The sequence below is a fragment of the Microbulbifer mixtoriginis (SeqCode) genome (assembly GCF_052466865.1).
In genome coordinates this window covers 1652041-1670527 of sequence record NZ_CP174293.1, presented here as the reverse complement: position 1 = coordinate 1670527, position 18487 = coordinate 1652041, and the positions used below count along the sequence as shown (strand labels likewise).

10 protein-coding genes are annotated in these 18487 nt (G+C 44.1%); 6 read left to right on the top strand and 4 right to left on the bottom strand.

Going from position 1 to position 18487, the window contains the following annotated elements; all coding sequences use genetic code 11:
• Window positions 1-24: 24 nt before the first annotated feature.
• Entirely contained in the window at window positions 25-1296 is a 1272-nt protein-coding gene (locus ACJJJA_RS07455; RefSeq protein ID WP_444904180.1) for an MDR family MFS transporter, read from the bottom strand.
• A 574-nt stretch (window positions 1297-1870) separates the two neighbouring features.
• On the opposite strand from ACJJJA_RS07455, the gene ACJJJA_RS07450 reads away from it, so the two are divergent.
• The 3 genes from ACJJJA_RS07450 to ACJJJA_RS07440 all read left to right on the top strand — a co-directional run bounded on the left by ACJJJA_RS07450 (window position 1871) and on the right by ACJJJA_RS07440 (window position 8920).
• On the top strand, window positions 1871-6253 hold the full coding sequence (locus tag ACJJJA_RS07450; protein WP_444904179.1) for a CapA family protein: 4383 nt from the start codon (window positions 1871-1873) through the stop codon (window positions 6251-6253).
• A gap of 542 nt (window positions 6254-6795) precedes the next feature.
• Entirely contained in the window at window positions 6796-8361 is a 1566-nt protein-coding gene (locus ACJJJA_RS07445; protein ID WP_444904178.1) for a carboxylesterase/lipase family protein, read from the top strand.
• A gap of 10 nt (window positions 8362-8371) precedes the next feature.
• Window positions 8372-8920, top strand: a complete 549-nt coding sequence (locus ACJJJA_RS07440) for a histidine phosphatase family protein (protein WP_444904177.1) — start codon at window positions 8372-8374, stop codon at window positions 8918-8920.
• 78 nt (window positions 8921-8998) lie between these two features.
• Here the strand turns inward: ACJJJA_RS07440 and pepN are convergent, their stop codons facing one another.
• Complete coding sequence (gene pepN / locus ACJJJA_RS07435) at window positions 8999-11629, bottom strand: aminopeptidase N (protein WP_444904176.1); 2631 nt, start codon at window positions 11627-11629, stop codon at window positions 8999-9001.
• Between the two features lie 999 nt (window positions 11630-12628).
• Here pepN and ACJJJA_RS07430 point away from each other — a divergent pair.
• From ACJJJA_RS07430 to ACJJJA_RS07420, 3 genes are all read left to right on the top strand, one after another.
• Window positions 12629-15619, top strand: a complete 2991-nt coding sequence (locus tag ACJJJA_RS07430) for an intermembrane phospholipid transport protein YdbH family protein (RefSeq protein ID WP_444904175.1) — start codon at window positions 12629-12631, stop codon at window positions 15617-15619.
• A gap of 191 nt (window positions 15620-15810) precedes the next feature.
• Window positions 15811-16005, top strand: coding sequence for a YnbE family lipoprotein (locus ACJJJA_RS07425; protein ID WP_252085095.1), 195 nt, complete (start codon window positions 15811-15813; stop codon window positions 16003-16005).
• Window positions 16006-16016: 11 nt separating this feature from the next.
• On the top strand, window positions 16017-16343 hold the full coding sequence (locus ACJJJA_RS07420; protein WP_444904174.1) for a YdbL family probable chaperone protein: 327 nt from the start codon (window positions 16017-16019) through the stop codon (window positions 16341-16343).
• Window positions 16344-16458: 115 nt separating this feature from the next.
• On the opposite strand, the gene rpoS is transcribed toward ACJJJA_RS07420, so the two are convergent.
• Window positions 16459-17508, bottom strand: a complete 1050-nt coding sequence (gene rpoS / locus ACJJJA_RS07415; RefSeq protein WP_252085093.1) for an RNA polymerase sigma factor RpoS — start codon at window positions 17506-17508, stop codon at window positions 16459-16461.
• A 202-nt stretch (window positions 17509-17710) separates the two neighbouring features.
• Entirely contained in the window at window positions 17711-18448 is a 738-nt protein-coding gene (locus ACJJJA_RS07410; protein WP_444904173.1) for a peptidoglycan DD-metalloendopeptidase family protein, read from the bottom strand.
• Window positions 18449-18487 lie beyond the last annotated feature (39 nt).

The window sequence follows — 18487 nt, the reverse complement described above, 5'->3', positions numbered from 1 at the left end:
TATATCTGAAAAACCTCTTTTTAACTATCCAGTGATTTTGGCACTTTCACCTGAAGAGATTGTCTGCTCTTTCTGCTCCGGCCACTGTGGGCGGGAGAGGTAAGCTGTTGTGCGATAAAGCGCGAATACGACACAGCAAAGCGCCAGCAACATCCAATAAAGCGTCGGTCCACCCCACCACTCTAAAACCACCCCTCCAGCCAAAGGAGCCAGGGCCCAACCGAGAGCGTAAAAGGAAGAGGCCCCAAAATAGGTACCGCGTAAATGTTCAGGCGCCAACCGGTCTATCTGTACACTCATGGTTGGAAAGAGAATCGCTTCAGCCAAACTGAGAACAAAGGTCGCCCCCATCCAGCCCCAAAACCAGTGCACCGGATTGAGGGCAAACCACATTTGTGCCGCAGCCAATATCACCAGCCCGATCATAATTCGCCCATTAATATCCAGCTTGCGCATCAACTGCATGAGTGGAAACTGCAATAACACGATGGTCATTGCGTTCACAAAGATCATACTGGATATCAGCTCAACCAATCGCGGAGCCTCAGCCCGTGTCAGATATTGCACCAGACTGGAATCCATATGGGCATAGATAAACATCGTGAGGATATTGGCAACAATCACCACCATAAACACTTGGTCCCTGCGCAATATCGCCAGGGTACTGCCTAAATCGACAGAACCATCACCATTGCTCTTTGAGAGCTGTCCCTTCTCTGTTTTTGCAAATCCCCAAATAAACGCCAGTGCCAAAAGCAGATAACTGAGAGAAGTTAAGCCAAAGGTGGACTGCTGCGCACTTAGCCCCGCCCAGACACCAACAATGGGCCCTAATGCCGCTCCCGCATTAATAAGGAAGTAACGCAGCTGCAGAGCTAACTCACGACTCGCCTGGTTATCCATTAAGTCGCCAATCAATGCGCTGGCTGGCGGTTCCCAAACGGCGCGACCAATTGAGCAAAGAGTCATCGCCAGAATAAATCCCGCTAATGTCTGGGTCACTGCCAACAGCGCAAAAGAACATAAGTTTATTAGCGAACCTAATAGCAGGATATTCCGACGCCCATAGCGATCAGACAAGGCCCCCACAAAAAAGCCCAATAGCGCCGCACCAATTGCTGAGGCACTGAGAATCAAGCCAATTTCCGCTGCACCCAACTCAAATTTATTGAAAAGAAGAATGGCCAGAAAAGGCCAAACCATAAAATAAGTGCCACGACTAAAAAAACTGCCTACTAATATTATCCAGACCAGAGGAGGAAATCCCCTGAGGTTCTGCCACCAATTCCAACGCATTGCCTAATACTCCACTTCTATTTCTTCCTTGTTCTCTAAAGGTCCTCTAAGACTCTTTGAGCTCCGCACCAGGTAGTAAGATTCAAACAAAACCAGGGAGGACAACCCTTCGCACAGACTTAACGCCCATGTGCCGCCTTAAAAGTCGACAGGGTAATCAACCGCGAGAACCAATCTTTAATTGGTCGGTTAATAGTTTTCTGACAAAAAACCCGAAAGGGTCGCCTTTCGGGTTTTAGGGATTGGCAAGCGTATAACCTGCAAACTCATTCAACCTGGAGTTAACCCTTTTAAGTTGCTTAAGGGTTAATTGTGAGAACCTTCGGCACTTTGCGTGCCTTCCATTCTTAAGCGCGGTATCCCTAATACTATCCAAGTGAATTAGTTTTGAAAACCTAATTTTCTATATTCATAAAAAATTTATCTAATCAGATTTTTCCTGCAAGATTTCTCTCATTACCAGCAGAATCTGTTCGCATGTCTATACTCCAGCAGGAAAGTCCTCTTTTAGTTACCCAGTAAAGCTATACGAATAATGTAGCCGTCACCCCGATCCACAGAGAATAACAGCGACATGTCCCTATCCAGCATGCTTAGACGAGCACGCCCCATGGTAGAACGGGCACTGCGTGATCTCAGCCCACCCTATACGCTTTTTTTTTCTATCAGTGACGCCAAGCAACGAGCTCAAGTACGGCACACCCATGCTAAGGACTTCCCAAGCGCTTGGCAGACTCTCACTGAAATTACCCGTAGGGCAGCTAAAAGCTCCAAAATAGAACCCTGCTGGCTACGGGTAGATTGGGTTACCCGCAGGAGCACAATGACTCTTGCCGGTTTACATGAATTTCTCCAGGACACCAAGCGCTCCTACTTCCGCTACGGCCTTGCATTGGATGTCGATTGCAAATTTGCTTTTCTCGAACAAGAGCTTAACGGGAATGCCATGCTACATGGCGGCGATAAAATCGAGCATGGATTCCTCAATGAAAAGAATTTTACTTCATACTTCAAGAAACGTTTTAACCAGCAAGAAGATCTGGATTTCTCCGATGAACGAAGCATTGTACTTCTGACCACTGCAGGGCTTTTTTGCGAAAAAGAACTGGAGCCTTTGTGCCTATATGAATCGGGATTGAATACTGGACGCCGGGCTATTGAAGAGCTGGATAGCCAGAATGTTACAAAGATTATTGAAAGTAGCAGCCATTATCTAGCTGGTCAGGTAAAGCCCAGTGGGTATTTTCACTATGGATGGCATGCCTGTTTCGATCAAGAGATCATCAATGACAAAAACTTATGCCACGCAAGTAGCATCTGCGCGATGGTTGAGGCCTGGGAAGTCACCAAAGAGTATTCTCTATTGGAATCCATAGAGGAGGCATTGAAATATCTTACCTCTAAATTAATCCAAATAACTTTCCCAAACACAAGTGAAGTCGCTGCCTTTTGGGTAGAACAGCATAGTGAAATCAACCTAGCTAGTAACGCGGCAAGCCTATTAGCCCTGGTTAAATATTCTGAGGCTTTGCAGTGCAGGACTTATGCAGACCTGATGGAGCAATTAGCCAGGGGCATAGAATTTATACAGAGCCTGGACAGTGGGCAGCTTCCCCTTGTTCTGGAGTTTTCTTCTCTCACCATTAAACATCAACAGCCGGCCTCGAATAACCCTCTGGGTAAAGCAGCTTTCGCATTAATATGCCTTTATGGCTGGGATAAGAATCCGCGCTGGTTAACGCTGGTAGAGAAAAGCTTGGATCATTTTATAGCGACTGAGCACTGGCGCACTCACGATCACTGGGTGAGCCACTGTGTAAACCTGCTCACGATTTATAGGCCGAAGGAGAAATACTATCAGTTCGGTATCCGTAACTTTGTCAGTATTCTGGACTTTGTCGAGAAGCATATAACTGCATCCCCAAGGTTACTCGAGTTAATGGTGGCTGCGGCAAAGATGATCTCGGATCTAATCACCCAAGAGGCATATCAATATCTACTGGACCAAATTGATCTTGAACACTTTTATCGTGCATTACATGGTAGGGCCAATCACCTATTAAACGGCTATTTTTGGCCTGAGATTGCCATGTTCTTTAAGAATCCGACGAGAGTCACTGGCAGTTTTTTTACTCGTCATGAAAACTTCAGGGTCAGATTAGACGAAGTGAGTCATTGTCTTTCTAGCTTGATCGCCTATAGGAAATATCTTTTATCCCAAGCACCTAAAAAAACAGGGGCTACCGCCAATCTATACCATTCCAAAATCATTACTGATGGGCAAGCCACCGCGCCCTCTGTCGCTCAAGATCGGCCAGTGATTGCCTGGGGCGGTGATGTAAATCTGGGGCGCAGACAACACTACCGTACAGCCCAGCTGGGCATTGAACAGGTTCTGGGGCATGTCCCAGCAATGAATAATGCCGATCTCAGCGTTATCAATCTGGAGTGCGTGATCGCCACTAGCGGTGAGCAGGGTATTCCAAAGGGAGAGGCCTCCCCATGTTATTACCGCGCTAGACCAGAGATGCTGTCCATACTCATTAATGCAGGAATAGATATAGCCTGTACTGCTAACAATCACAGTGGCGATTATGGGCCTACCGCATTAATGGAACAGGGGCAGTGGCTTGATTGCACAGGGATTGGACATTCAGGTTCCGGCAGGAATCTAGAGGAGGCACTCAGCCCTGTAATCAGACCTGCTGGAAATATCAATGTAGCGATATTCTCTCTTGATGCCACCCAGCCTCGTTATGCTGCCGGCCCCACGCATCCTGGTTGTGCTCACCTCCCCCTATCAGTACCAGAGCTATGGTACGACACTCTGCGGCCCCTTATTACTGCAGCTCGCAAGAAAGCCCAGGTGGTTCTGGTAGCCGTGCACTGGGAAGCAAACCATAAGGCTCAACCCTGTCCGCAGCAAGTCATCGCAGCCCACAAAATTATAGAGGCTGGCGCAGATGGTATTCTGGGCTCTGGCAGTTACAATCTACAAGGTATAGAACTCTATCAACAGCGCCCTATTATCCACGGTGCCGGGGACTTACTCTTTGATTGTATCCGTGAAAGCGTGTCCGATAGTGGCGTTTTTCGCCTGCATCTAAGTACCAGTGGCATTGAGCAAATTACATTTGCTCCTGTTGAAGCTGGTTTTGGCTACTCAAAGCAGTTATATGGTGAAGCTGCTAAAGCACACTGTAAAAGGTTTTCCCAAATTTGTTTGTCACTGGGAACTCAACTCCATTTATGTGAAGACGGCACAGCCAATCTAAAGCTTACTCCGCCCTCACGCCTGGCAGGAAAACTCTCTATTAGTAGGAAAACCACTTATCGGCAAGAAAAGATATTGGCAAAACGCCCAATAAACCCCCAATGGCAGGTTCCTTCGGTACCTGTTGATGCCCAAATCCCCCCCCAAAAAATTGGCCCTCTAGTGCTACTGGGGGTTAAATTAACTCCTAGAGAGCTAATATCCCGGCAGATGCTATGGGTGGAGTCCTTTTGGAAAATCGAAAGTAAACTCTCTGAGGACTTCAGACTGGACTTCCGCGCTATACCAACTTTGCAGAGTTCCATGCCCTGCTGGGGAACCTCTATGGACCACGACCCCTGTGACTGGCAGCTCCCCACTAGCCACTGGGAGCCCAACACGATTTACCGCGATTTTTTTGGGCTTAGAGCCCCTGCAAGCAGAGATCTTAGTGATGCGGAGCTACATCTATATGTCGGTTTGATTTCCAATAAAACTAAAATCAAGCCAATACCTATTCCAGGAGTAATGAGCAAACTAAGCCTCACTCCGCAACGTGAATACCAAAAGAGCAAAATTCCAGTTTATAGAACCAAGTTTCCAGACATTATTTATGATCATCTACCTGGGCAAACTTGGAATGCAGAACAGCTGGCCACTATCTCTGGAGGCACCTGGCTGGAACCTCCCCCTAAAGATAAAGAGTGGTTCGTAAGCAGTGTAGTTTCAGATAGTGGACTTATTGAAGCATCATCAGAGCCAGCTCTCTTCGTTGCACATACAAACTTGGATCGCTCCTACCATGCGCCGATTCCGAAGGTCTCAGCAAAATTCTGGGATTCTCATAAAAAACTACCATCGTTTGCTGACCGAATTGCCGGAGCAATAGTCTCACGCCCTATCCCCGGACTGCCTAAAGGACTGCCAGTGTTAAAGGTGGATGACCCTCTTAAGACGATCATAGAGCTAGGTTTTGCAGCCCGCGAGCGTTTCGATGGTGAAGTCATTGCTATTACTGGAACATCAGAGGAGCTTCCTATACGAAACATGATCACACATACACTTGGTCCAAAGGATAAAGTTCTAACCAATTCTGGTGCAGACAACTCATGCATAGCAGCCCCATGTGTGTTGGCCAGTCTAAATAAGGATCATGAAGCTGCGATTATTGAAGTTACGCAAAGTGCCCTCAGTATGAAGCCTGGGCCAATTACACATCGTATTAAACCGACAATATCTTTAATTACTGAAATTGATTTACCGTCCACTAACCAAATGGCAACTTCAGTAGCCGACATGGCCAAATTGTGCTCCCGGATCTTTGAAGGTTTAATCGGTCCTGCTATTGCAATAGTTGGAGAACACCTTCAATGCTTTGACTATATATTCAAAAAGGCTAAGAAACACGCTCGAAGAGTTATTCTATTTGGGGAAAGCACTAATGCCGAAGTCCGTATCAATAAAATATGCGCAAACGGCAATGATAACTCGGTTTCCCTACAGTTGCCAAACCGAGAATTAGAGATAAGTTTACCAAACTCAAGTAACGAAGTTTTATATCGCATAGCAGCAGTAATTAGTATCATCTATGCAATGAATGGCAATATTGAAGAGGCAGTCTCTAAACTTCAAAAAATCAATTTGAATGCGAAGCCCAAGCGACAACCAACCATCTCTCCACCACAACATATCAACTGGATATGATCACTAAACACACAAACTAAGTTACAGTGGTCATCATTAAGGGAACGCATGAAGATCTTCAATCTCATAAGAATAACAAGCGACTAAAAAGTGGGGCAAATTATCTCGAACGAGGTATGTTTCTCATAAACGTTATAAATAGTGAAGTCAGCGTTTTCAAAGACAAGAAATTTGAAAATATGAATTTTTTATGAATGTAACATGACCAATCAGCTTGCAACATAAAATTCATGAAATCTCCAACCACTTCTTAAGGCCATCGCTTAATACCCGACCAGCAGTGTACTCCCCCATGACTAATCATCCTTCAAAACCCTAATCTAAACAAACCTCAGACTAATAGACAGCTAATACCCCACCGCCAGCAATCCGCTGACTAAATTATAATTCACCTCATTAAAATTACACTCAGGGTAGAAGTATGCACTCCCCAACAGCGCCTTTTTGTAAATATGATTTCAGTTGAGCCTGTAACAGTCATGCAACCATTCACACTGAAAAAACAAATCTGAGATTTCGCTTTAGAGATAGGGGCGCCAGAAATGACTAAGGATCCAGATATTGGCAAACACTTAAATAAAAATCTGACGCCAATAATTGAAACTAGCTCTGGCCCCATCATCGGTAAAAGTGATTTGAAATTGGGGATCCATAAGTTTCTTGGGATACCTTATGCCCGCCCCCCCGTAGGAGAACTACGCTGGAGTCCTCCTGAAGAGCTACCCCCCTGGACAACTCCATATCATGCAGAAGAATTCGGCATGCCGGCTGCGCAAAACCCATCCACATTAATGGAAGTCCGAGGACGAGATGGCGAAATTCCTGAGCGGGAGGAATGTTTACATCTCAACATTTTTTCTCCCCCAGTCAACCCCTCACAGAAGCTACCAGTTATGTTCTGGATTCATGGGGGATCTTTCTATATGGGCTCTGGCTGTCAACCTATTTACAATGGTAGTTACTTAGCTGCCAGTGGCAGGGCCATCATCATTACATTCAACTATCGACTAGGCTCTTTTGGGTTTTTACGCCTCAAGGACATCAGCGAGATTCCCTCTACCGGTAATGAGGGCATTCTGGATCAAATTGCCGCACTTAAGTGGGTAAAGAATAACATCTCCGTATTTGGTGGAGATCCAGACAATATTACACTTTTTGGCGAGTCTGCAGGCGCTATGAGTATCGCCTCTATTTTGAATATTTCTGAATGCCAAGGATTATATGCCCGTGCCATTGTGCAAAGCGGCCACCCCAGAGCCCTTCACTCTATCGAGCAGGCAAACCAGATGGCAGAAGCCTTTACTTTTCATCTCAGGAAAATAAGTAAAGGAAAATCACTTTATCACTATACAGCAAAAGAACTTTTACAAGCACAGAAAAAAATTCTAGAAGATACACAGCTACATCAAAAATGGGGAAAACTTCCGTTTAAACCCGTTATTGACAATAAACTTATAGAAGATACAAAACTTAGTAGAAAACCAACAGAAAAAGGCCTCCCACTCCTTTTAGGAAGCAATCTAGAAGAATGGAATTTGTTTAGTGCATCCAATCCGGAAATATATACACTTACTTATCAAAAGATTTGTAAACACCTAGAGTGGTTAATTCCTGAAGATAAGCTAAAACCCATTATCAATTATTATTATCAACAAGCCTCTATAACTAAAGATAATCATTGGCCAATATGGAGTAAAACCTGGAATCTAATGCTTACAGATATGGTATTTACCCTCCCAGGCCTCAGGCATCTCAATGGATATCCCGGTAATTGTTTTCACTACCATTTCACACAACCCCTTGCCTCTCAACCTCTGTTAGGGGCTTGTCATGCAGTAGAGCTCGGCTATGTATTTGGAACCCATGGCGAAGATTCTCTTAAGATGCTGTACGGTGGAGAAACCGAGGCCCATCTGCTCAGCGCCTCTATTCAGGGATCCTGGCTTAGCTTTGCTGAAATAGGTACTCCTGGAGGGGATTGGGCTGTCTATTCAGGCACCAACAGTAAGCGATTAGGCCAAAATTCAACCTCTAGAGAATTTAATGCCACGGATTTACTCAACTTATGGCAAGATATTCCCAATGAAGCCTTAAATAAATACCTATAAAATCAAAAGCATGATAAAAATTCTACTTGCCCGTCATGGTGAGGCCGCAAAAGCTCCTCTAATACCTGACCCAACTCTCACCACCTTGGGACATAAACAAGCCACAACTTTAGCTCAAAGTTTCACTGAAAATACGGATCTCAATATAGTTAGTAGTCCCAAACTACGCGCACAGCAAACTGCGCAACCTTTAGCAGAGAAGTGGAGGAAAATCGTTACTTTAGAAAACAGAGTCAGCGAAATCCCTACACCCAAAGGGGTCACACTACAACAACGCTTACCTTGGCTACGTTCTTTATTAGATCAGAATTGGGACCCCAACAATACACAACAAAAGAAGTGGCGTGACGGAATCATTCACTATCTTTTGAGTGTTCAAGAAGACACTATAGTATTTTGCCACTTTATGGTAATCAATTCTGTAGTAGCACATGTTCTGGATAACTCTAAAATTCAGCAGTTCCGTCCTGACTATACATCCATCACCGAACTAAAACTACTCAACGAAAAACTTAACTTAGTTAGACTTGGCAGCGAGCGGATAAGACCAATATTATAAAGAAATTTAGAGCGCTTCACGCTCAAGTCAAAAATGGGGCAATTTATCGCCCCATTTAACGAACTCGACAACTGAGCTTTAGTTTATACTTTTACTCACCACCTCAAAAACATCCTTAGATAACCCACCAGAATCAAGAATACCCTGAAGAGCCTCTCTCATTTTATCCGAAAGATCATCACTGTATTTTTGCCAGCGTGTAATCGGCACAACAAGCCGTGCTGCTATCTGTGGATTAATTTTATCTAGCATAACGACCTGCTCAGCAATAAAGAAGAAGCCGCTACCATCTTCCTTATGAAACTGCTTAAAGTTTCGATTAGCAAAGCCACCGAGTACCGCTCGAACTTTATTTGGATTTTTAATCTCAAAGGATGGATGCTTTGTTAAATTTTTGATATTGGTAAGAGTTCCATTTCGGGCACTGCTACTTTGCAGCCCTAACCAAAGCTCCACAACTTGAGTATCATCTTTCCAGCGCTGATAGAATTCTTGTATTGCCGAATCAACCTTCGGAGCACTTCCGTAGTTAATCAATGCACTCAGTGCTGCGGCGCTATCAGTCATATTCCCAGCTGTCTCAAACTGCTTTTGTACAATATTTAACGCATCATCTTTTTCTGTAGCTGCAAGATAAGATAAGCAAGTATTTTTCAAGCTTCTCTCAGCAATATCTTTTGCATTGGGACTATAGGGTTTCTGGTGATCCAACGCTGTATATCTTTGTAACAGCTCAGGAGCCAATGCCGTTGCCAAAGTTTTTAATGCGAAGTCTCGCGCTACAACTATCGCTTCAGCATCAATAAGATCATTCATCTCTGCAACGGATTGCTCACTTGGCAATCGTAGTATTTCTGCCACTAAGGCGGGATCTAGTGTGCTATCTTTTAGCACATCCCGGTATGCCTCTATCAGTTCAGGCTGTAACTGAAGTGCCTCTCCACTACGATAGTCTTGCTGTAGTTGTGTAAGGGCCATAAATGCAAGACGCTGCGATGCATCCCAACGGTTAAACGTATCTGAATCATTACGCATCAGGAAAATCAACTGTTTCCCGGTATAGGGGTAACGAACCTTGACAGGCGCAGAAAAATCACGCAGAAGTGATGGCAGGGGTTTTTTCCGAAATCCACTAAACTCAAAGAGTTGCTCAGGCTGAGTAACCTCCAGAACTTCCTCAATGTCCCCTTCATTGTTGAGAATAGAGTTATTTCCATCCACATCCAGCAAACCAATTTTAATCGGGATATGAAGTGGTAGACTTTTATCCTGGTTCGCCCTAGTTGGGCAAGACTGAGAAACTTTAAGGCTATATCTGCCCGTTGCTTGATCAAAGCTGTCTGTAACCTCTAAGATTGGAGTTCCAGCTTGACTATACCAATGTCGAAACTGGGTGAGGTTTACCTGATTAGCATTTTCCATCGACAGAATAAAATCTTCACAGGTTGCTGCACTTCCATCATGTCGTTCAAAATAGAGATCGCTACCTTTGCGAAACTTCTCCTTCCCCAATAGGGTGTGCAACATCCGGACTACTTCCGCACCTTTTTCATATACTGTTAATGTATAGAAATTGGAAATCTCTATGTAAGAATCTGGTCTTATTGGGTGAGACATGGGGCCCGCGTCTTCAGCAAACTGGTTGGTTCGTAATAGTGAAACATCTTCGATACGCTTAACAGCCCGAGAATTCATATCAGCAGAAAATTCGGCATCACGAAACACCGTAAAACCTTCTTTTAAACTGAGTTGAAACCAATCCCGGCATGTAACTCTATTTCCCGACCAGTTATGAAAGTACTCATGCCCAACGATAGATTCTATTCTCTGGAAGGCAGAATCGGTTGCTGTCTCAGGACTCGCCAGCACACAAGCTGAATTGAAGATATTTAGCCCTTTATTCTCCATCGCCCCCATATTGAAATGATCTACCGCCACAATCATAAAAATATCTAGATCATATTCTCTGCCATATACTTCCTCATCCCAACTCATAGCCTTTTTCAGGGAGCGCATGGCATGCTCGCATTTACCGATGTTTTTTGCTTCAGTAAAAATTTGCAGTTTTACTTCACGCCCGCTACTAGTAGTAAAAGTATCCTCTACATTTTCCAAATCCCCTGCCACCAAAGCAAATAGATAAGATGGTTTCGCAAAAGGATCCTCCCAGGTCGCAAAATGACGACCATCCTCACAATCGCCAAAATCAATCTGATTACCATTGGATAGCAATACAGGATAATCTTTTGGCGCAACGATAGTAGTGGTGAATTTCGACATCACATCCGGACGATCGGGGTAAAAAGTTATCTTTCTAAACCCTTCTGCCTCACATTGTGTGCAATACATACCATTTGAAAGATACAAACCTTCTAAAGAAGTATTATCTTCAGGATTAATTCTATTATGGATTTCTAATATGAATTCAGGCTTATCCACCAATATAGACAATCCCTGGAGGGTTTCTTGATATGAGACCTCGGGAAGAATTGAACCATCAATTGCAATAGATAACAGCTCTAAATCGACGCCATCCAGAAGTAAAGGCGGCAAACCTTGACCCGCCTTGGGGTTCCTACGGATTTTTAGCTGTGACTTTACCAGAGTCGCCTTGGGCTCCAATTCAAAATGAAGATCTGTGCTATCTACCAGATAATCTGGTACTTGATAATCTTTGAGGTAAATAGTCTTCGGCTGAGCGTCTTGCATTTTTTAAATATCCTCATTCAATTCGCCCCCATGGAAGATTAATTCCGTGTAAATTGGGCTCGTATATGCCAACACAGGCTAAAGAAAACATAAATAGATAATACCTCTTCTAATCTTGAATATCTCTAAGATCCATCCCCCGTTTACCAATCACAAATTAGGCTAATTTTGCACAGCTCAAGCAACGCCTCCTAAACAGATTCAATACCCACCCAGAATCATCGCCGTGTTTATCCCTCTAGCGGATGGTCAATTTTTTAGCTATTTAAGCCTCTCTCCACCAATCACCGACTAAAAATCTTATATTTTTAGTTTGATAAGAATGGGGTTCTTGGACTGTTTGTTGGTCCATTGACAGAGGCAGTGGTTTAGTAGGGGTAAACTGATCGGCTATCTTCTAATCAATGAAAACTTCTAGTTACCCGCCCGCCACTCCTGTGGCAGATTTCAGCCTGGACAGCAACTCTAACCACGTGCGGACTACCCCCTATCGTACGTGAGGACCTTCACAGCAAAAGCAATTATAAGGCTCTTACTGATAGCCTCAAACTATTTAACATGCACCTTAATCACTGAGTGAGCCTACAAAAGATTCCAGGTGTTGCAGGTCAAGATACCCCTCCCTCATGAGGTATCTGCATTGCTATCAAAGCCCAATACAGCCTTAATACTTCATTCGAATGGGACTGCATGGCTAAACCTGTTGCTTTCTGGCTTTTACCCCCAAAGCCGGAGAATAATAACAGATGCAATGACACCTAAAACTGCTGCAGGACAGAGTGGCTTACACCTTATGACCCAATATTCATTTCTCATTTTGGTGGGCAAGTGAACCATCTTTGTAGTCAATAATCTAAATCTCACAAAGTATTATCCTGACAGTCTGATAAGATATCTTGTTACAGATCTGCAAAAGACGCTATTAACCCGTTACATGACTGCTACAGTTTTTAGCGATTATACGAAATCACCTCCACTCTATAAGTTAAGAGTTTTAAAGTGCGAAAACCCCGTATTCTTATCATTGTGACTACAGTACTCTTAGCTACCTCTCTAGTTGGTAGTTGGTGGAAAAAAGATATTGTTGTCTCTCAGATGATCAACCTATTTGCAGGCGAAGTTGTTATTCAGCAATTATCCGGATTGAAATTAGGCATCAAGGAAGCTTCTATCGAACAAGTCCGCCTTCAGTCCAACCGAAAAAATAGCCTTATCCTGAACAAGGTTAAAATACTCTATCCTTTTCATATTATTTTTGATCGGGATAATACGCAAAAGATTGAGCTATCAATTGGCAAACTCACATACTCTAAAATAAAAAACTCTACATCAAGCAAACCTAACAAAACCGAAAAGATACCCTCTAAAGAAAACGCTCTCACCTTAAGTAATTTAACTCAGAATATAATAAGCTTTATACCTGGATCAGTATTCGTAAGAGAAATTGAATTTGGTGATGATTTGAAGGCTGGCCCACTGAAAATTAACCGGCATAATACAGAGATCCATATACAAACACCTTTCAGCTCAATCAAAACCGGAAATCACGAACTTTCACTTAAAGCCAATTTGACTTCAAGCGACATTACTACAGTTACAGAAATAAGCTCTGACTTAATTAAAGAACCTTCTCGACTGGAAATAGATATATCCAAAACCCATAAAAATCAATGGAAACTAGATGCGAGTGCATCATCAAACCTAAATTCCATTGAGTCGATTCTAAACATCTCTGAAGTATTGGCCGAAACCCCTGTAGATGGGATGAGAGCCAGTGGGAATATACTGATTAATGCTCGCGCCTTCATTCCAGACGAAATCTTATCCAAGGCAAACTATCGGGATATTCTATTTAAAGTTGAGAGTGATAACCTGGGATTGAGCTTACCCATTGAATCTTCCAATAAAAAGATACAAGCTCACTTGTCAACTCAGTCACCCATAGAACTCAAACTAAAGACTCTAAATCCTATTCAGTTAGAGTCCGTCACTGGTTCTGGCTCAATTGAGGTTTCAACACTAAAAGATTCTGGCAGCAAAAATCTTTTGGCAAATCTTAGGTTCGAATATAGCGATCTAATACCCAACCCTAAGTTCCAATTGAAGGGCTCTGTCGATCTGGCTGGCGCAGAACCACTAATCAAGCCCCTTTTGACTAAGAATTACTTTCCTTCACTCGAAATTACCAATCCCAAAGGATATCTCAGCTTTCAAAGTGAGGCTCACTTAAATTTTACCGAAACATCATCTATAAATAAAAACTGGCTTGAGCAAATTCGTCTAACTATCTTACCAAAAAGCAATTTACTGTTTGATGCAGAAATAACCGGTCTGAAAGAAGAGTCTCCCTTACTCACCAGCGGGTTAAATCATAATCAAATTCAAGCCGAAGTTAAGAAGAACATTCATATTACCGGGAGCCCCTCGGAATCCAACTCCTTCAACTTACAAATTCACGATGGATTAATTGTCACTCAGCTAAAAGCCAAAAACACCCCTAATTCAGCCTCTTCAAAAATTGAACACATTCAGTGCAACATCAAAAATTTTACCGAGTGCAGGTTTAAGTTCGAGGCCAAATCTCCTGTAATAATTGATATGCCCGCGGGTGCTGTTCTCAGAAAAGTGGATATTTCATCTACCATTCACTTCCAGGAAGATGGCGACATTCAGAATTTAAAACTGGAACAAGTTAAAGCCTCACTTGGAGAGCTGAAAGCTAAAGAATTCAAGATTAGGGAAGCGGAACTTATAGCACCTAAAGTCAGCTGTGAAATTTTATCAGGTATCAAAAGTTGCATTATTGAAAAATCAAGCAACCATTTTAGCAATCTCTCTAGTGAGCATGCGACTTTATCTGGAACACTAGATCTGAATAATATAAAAGTAATATCTTCAAGAGATAGCACACAGTTCAGCAGTGACTTTAGTAGTAACAGACTTAAGGTCGTTACCCCTGAAAATTATACCCTTGAGACTTCTCTTACTGGCTCTCTCTCCCTGGACGGGAGTAAGCTTGAGGGACAAAGCCAAGTTAAGGCCGGTAATTTACAACTCACCTCAAGTTTGCATCATGATATCGAGTTAGCAGTTGGCGCTTTTCAATTTTCACTGCCATATGTTGAGTTCAATTCCGCAGCACCCCTCAGTAAGGTTTTCCAAGGCTTACCTTTAGATATCGTTTCTGGGGGGCTTTCTGCCAATGGCGCTATATCATGGCCTCGTCAATCAACTGATACTATCGACATAAGTTTAACTAATATCGCTGCGATCTACGATAGTAGCTTCGCTGCAGGAGTTAATGGGAATGTTCTGGTGGAAACTCATAGAGGAAAATGGTTTACATCTAAACCACAGCCTCTGACTATAGAATCCATCAACGCAGGATTACCTCTAAATAATTTGTCCTTTTCTCTGTCTGTAAATAAAACACAAGATCTTATCCTAAACGATTTTTCTGCAGAGTTTCTTGATGGAAAACTGTCTTCCGAAGCTTTGTATTGGAATCTGGATAATATAGAGCGCAACAGTACCTTGTACGCAGAGCATGTATCTCTTGAAAAGCTAGCTCAAGAAACCGAATCGGAAAGTTTCAAGGCCAAAGGACGTCTAAACTTAACCATACCTATTACCACAGGCCCCCAAGGGATTACCGTTAAAAATGGTCATTTGGAAGCAGTCGAGCCTGGCGGAGAGCTAAGATATTATGGTGCATTTTCTCAGCAGATGCTCAAGGGCAATCCCCAACTGAAACTGATCTCAAATGCCCTTGAAGACTATGACTTCCGCACCCTGGAAGGCAATTTGCAATATCCTCCCAGTGGAGACCTATTACTCAACTTAAAACTTGTCGGGCGTAGTGAATCGATGGATTCAGAAAGAGACCTGATTATTAACCTCAACCTTGAGAATAATATTCCTGCAATGTTGCGCTCGTTACAGGCCAGCCGTGACCTGACAACTGCGTTAGAAAAGCAGCTGGACCAATAGGTTGCTAGTACAGTAGGCTCTCCCCACTAGTGCATAAGGTCGACTAATTCAGAGCGGGTTAAGGTAGAGCCATTACAATTGCCAAATGTGGTCACTCCCGACGCAGTTGGCGAACCTGGCCTGATTTTTGACGTAACTGCTGAAGATGCAACAAATAAAAGGCGCCTAAGTGGCACCATAAGGAGTATCAGATGAGGGCCAGCCGGCTGATTCTTTTAGGAGTACTGTACACTTTGATTGCTATAGGTTGCACACCTACTGTAGCAGTGAAGGCCCCCAGCGAGCCAATTACTGTAAACCTGAATGTTAAGATTGAACATGAAATCCGGGTCAAAGTGGACAAGGATCTTGAAAACCTGTTTGACGACAAGGAAGGCATTTTCTGAGGAGATAGAATATGAGTATGGTAAAGAAAGCTCTATTAGTTCTGGGCTTGATAATGGCGTTACCCGCAATGGCGATTTCCTTAGAAGAGGCCAAAAAGCAAGGGTTAGTGGGAGAAGCAAACAGTGGCTATATCGCTATTGTGGACGCCAGTTCGCCTGAACTGGAGAAGCTGGTAAAAAAAATAAATGCGGAACGTAAGCAGGCCTATACCGAGATAGCCAAAAGCCACAATGTCGATATTGCCCAAGTTGCGGCACGTGCTGCCGAGAAACTAGAGGCCCGCCTATCCCATGGGGAGTACTACCAGGACAACCTTGGTCGCTGGGTGAGAAAATAAGCGCTCTTGGATTAGAAAAACGGAAACTGTGACGTATTACATCGCTATCACAGTTAGTTTGAGGAAGCCCCACGAAACACACCTTTCATGGGGCCTCCCTATTTAGGGGCCAAAATTAGAGATTTCCAAACAGGGATTGCCCGTCAAGTCCCTGCTTTTCCATCACTTCCCTTAAACGTTTCAGTGCATCAACTTGGATTTGGCGAACCCGTTCACGAGTGAGACCAATCTCACGCCCAACTTCTTCTAGGGTGCTCGCCTCAAATCCACGTAATCCGAAGCGCCTGGAAACAACTTCACACTGCTTGTCGGGAAGCTCACCAAGCCAGCGATTAATGCTATCGAAAAGGTCGCTATCCTGAAGGAGTTCTGCCGGATCAGACTCCTGCTGGTCGGGTATAGTATCAACCAACGTCTTCTCGGAAGAAGGGCCTATAGGGGTATCTACGGAGGTGACTCTCTCATTGAGCCCCAGCATCCGTTCGACGTCCTCTACAGGCTTCTCTAACAAGTTAGCAATCTCTTCTGCAGATGGCTCGTGATCCAGCTTCTGTGCAAGCTCACGAGATGCTCGAAGATACACATTTAACTCTTTTACTACATGGATTGGCAGGCGAATAGTGCGAGTCTGATTCATAATGGCTCGTTCTATTGTCTGACGTATCCACCAAGTAGCATAAGTAGAAAAGCGGAAACCTCGCTCCGGATCAAACTTCTCAACAGCGCGAATTAACCCCAAGTTGCCCTCTTCGATTAGGTCTAACAATGCGAGGCCACGACTAACGTAGCGACGGGCGATTTTTACAACAAGGCGTAGGTTACTCTCGATCATACGCTTTCTTGATGCAGCATCACCACGCAAGGCCTTGCGTGCGTAATAAACCTCTTCTTCAGCGGTCAGTAGGGGGGAAAAGCCTATTTCATTGAGATAGAGCTGGGTGGCATCCAGGTTCTTCTGTAAATGGCCATCGCCATCCAACCTGCTAACCCGACTCTTCTCTGTGGGGGAGGAAACGGAGTTATTTTTTGCCGCATTTCTCCGCGTACGGCCACTACTTTTACCTTTTTCGGAATTTAGTTTCTGCTCATCATTCTCTACCGCCAACTCAGGAGGAAAGTCTTCTGCCTGGCCAGTCATGGACTGGTCTTGCCGTTGTGCTTCCATTTCCCCTGCTCCTTGTACTTTGCCAATATCAACCGCATAGCATGAGACCAGAATCGGTCTAAAAAACGACCAATCAAGTACACATGTGCGACAGCCACAGAATCGGCTTGACCATTTGGTCGCCACGATTGCTGTGACCACCCCAAGTGGTATTAGTTAAAAGTCCATTTTTATTTGCAGAGCTTTAGAGCACTCTCCCGACTTAAGGCAGATACGCGAGAGGGTCCACTGGCTGACCGTTTTTTCGTATTTCAAAGTGGAGCTTGTCGCGGTTGGTACCACTCGAACCCAGTTCCGCTATCCGTTGTCCAGCTTTGACCTTACTACCCTCTTTCACCAGCAGTCGGTGATTGTGGGCATAAGCACTCAAGTAAACATCGCTGTGCTTAACGATCAGCAGTTTTCCATACCCTCTCAGTGCACTGCCAGCGTAGATAACAGTGCCATCAGCTGCTGCCGATACAGATTCTCCCTTTTCACCGGCGATATCAACACCCTTCCGCAAGGGGTCTCCAGAGCGGAACTTACTGATGACTTGTCCACGGACAGGCCAACGCCAGTGAATCGCCCCTGTTCGCTTACTTTGAGGCTTCTGGCGCGTAGAGCTTCTCGTTAAAGATTTTTTATTCTTGGCGGGAATAGCTTTTTTTGTGGGCACAGGCTTAGCCACAGTTTTTTTTCTGGCTACAGGGGAGCTTGAGGCGACTTGACGCGGCACTTTACCATTCAACAGTAAGCGTTGGCCGGGATAAATATTATAGGGAGGCTTAATGCCATTGATAGCCGCCAGCTTGCGGAAATCCTGACCGTAACGCCAGGCAATAGAATACAGGGTATCCCCGCGGCTCACAGTATGATGATTGAGACGGATACTTGGAGGCTGATTTAGGGAACTACTCGGTGCTCTGTGGCCAGCACAGGAAACCAGGGCTATAGCCACGACACAGACGCCTAATATTTTTAACATCAAAGTCAAAAA

Excerpts from the sequence above, each read along its gene's own strand:
- ACJJJA_RS07440 (WP_444904177.1), top strand. The coding sequence starts at position 8,372 with ATGATAAAAATTCTACTTGCCCGTCATGGTGAGGCCGCAAAAGCTCCT.
- ACJJJA_RS07445 (WP_444904178.1), top strand. The coding sequence starts at position 6,796 with ATGACTAAGGATCCAGATATTGGCAAACACTTAAATAAAAATCTGACG.
- pepN (WP_444904176.1), bottom strand. The coding sequence starts at position 11,629 with ATGCAAGACGCTCAGCCGAAGACTATTTACCTCAAAGATTATCAAGTA.
- ACJJJA_RS07455 (WP_444904180.1), bottom strand. The coding sequence starts at position 1,296 with ATGCGTTGGAATTGGTGGCAGAACCTCAGGGGATTTCCTCCTCTGGTC.
- ACJJJA_RS07450 (WP_444904179.1), top strand. The coding sequence starts at position 1,871 with ATGTCCCTATCCAGCATGCTTAGACGAGCACGCCCCATGGTAGAACGG.
- ACJJJA_RS07425 (WP_252085095.1), top strand. The coding sequence starts at position 15,811 with ATGAGGGCCAGCCGGCTGATTCTTTTAGGAGTACTGTACACTTTGATT.
- rpoS (WP_252085093.1), bottom strand. The coding sequence starts at position 17,508 with ATGGAAGCACAACGGCAAGACCAGTCCATGACTGGCCAGGCAGAAGAC.
- ACJJJA_RS07420 (WP_444904174.1), top strand. The coding sequence starts at position 16,017 with ATGAGTATGGTAAAGAAAGCTCTATTAGTTCTGGGCTTGATAATGGCG.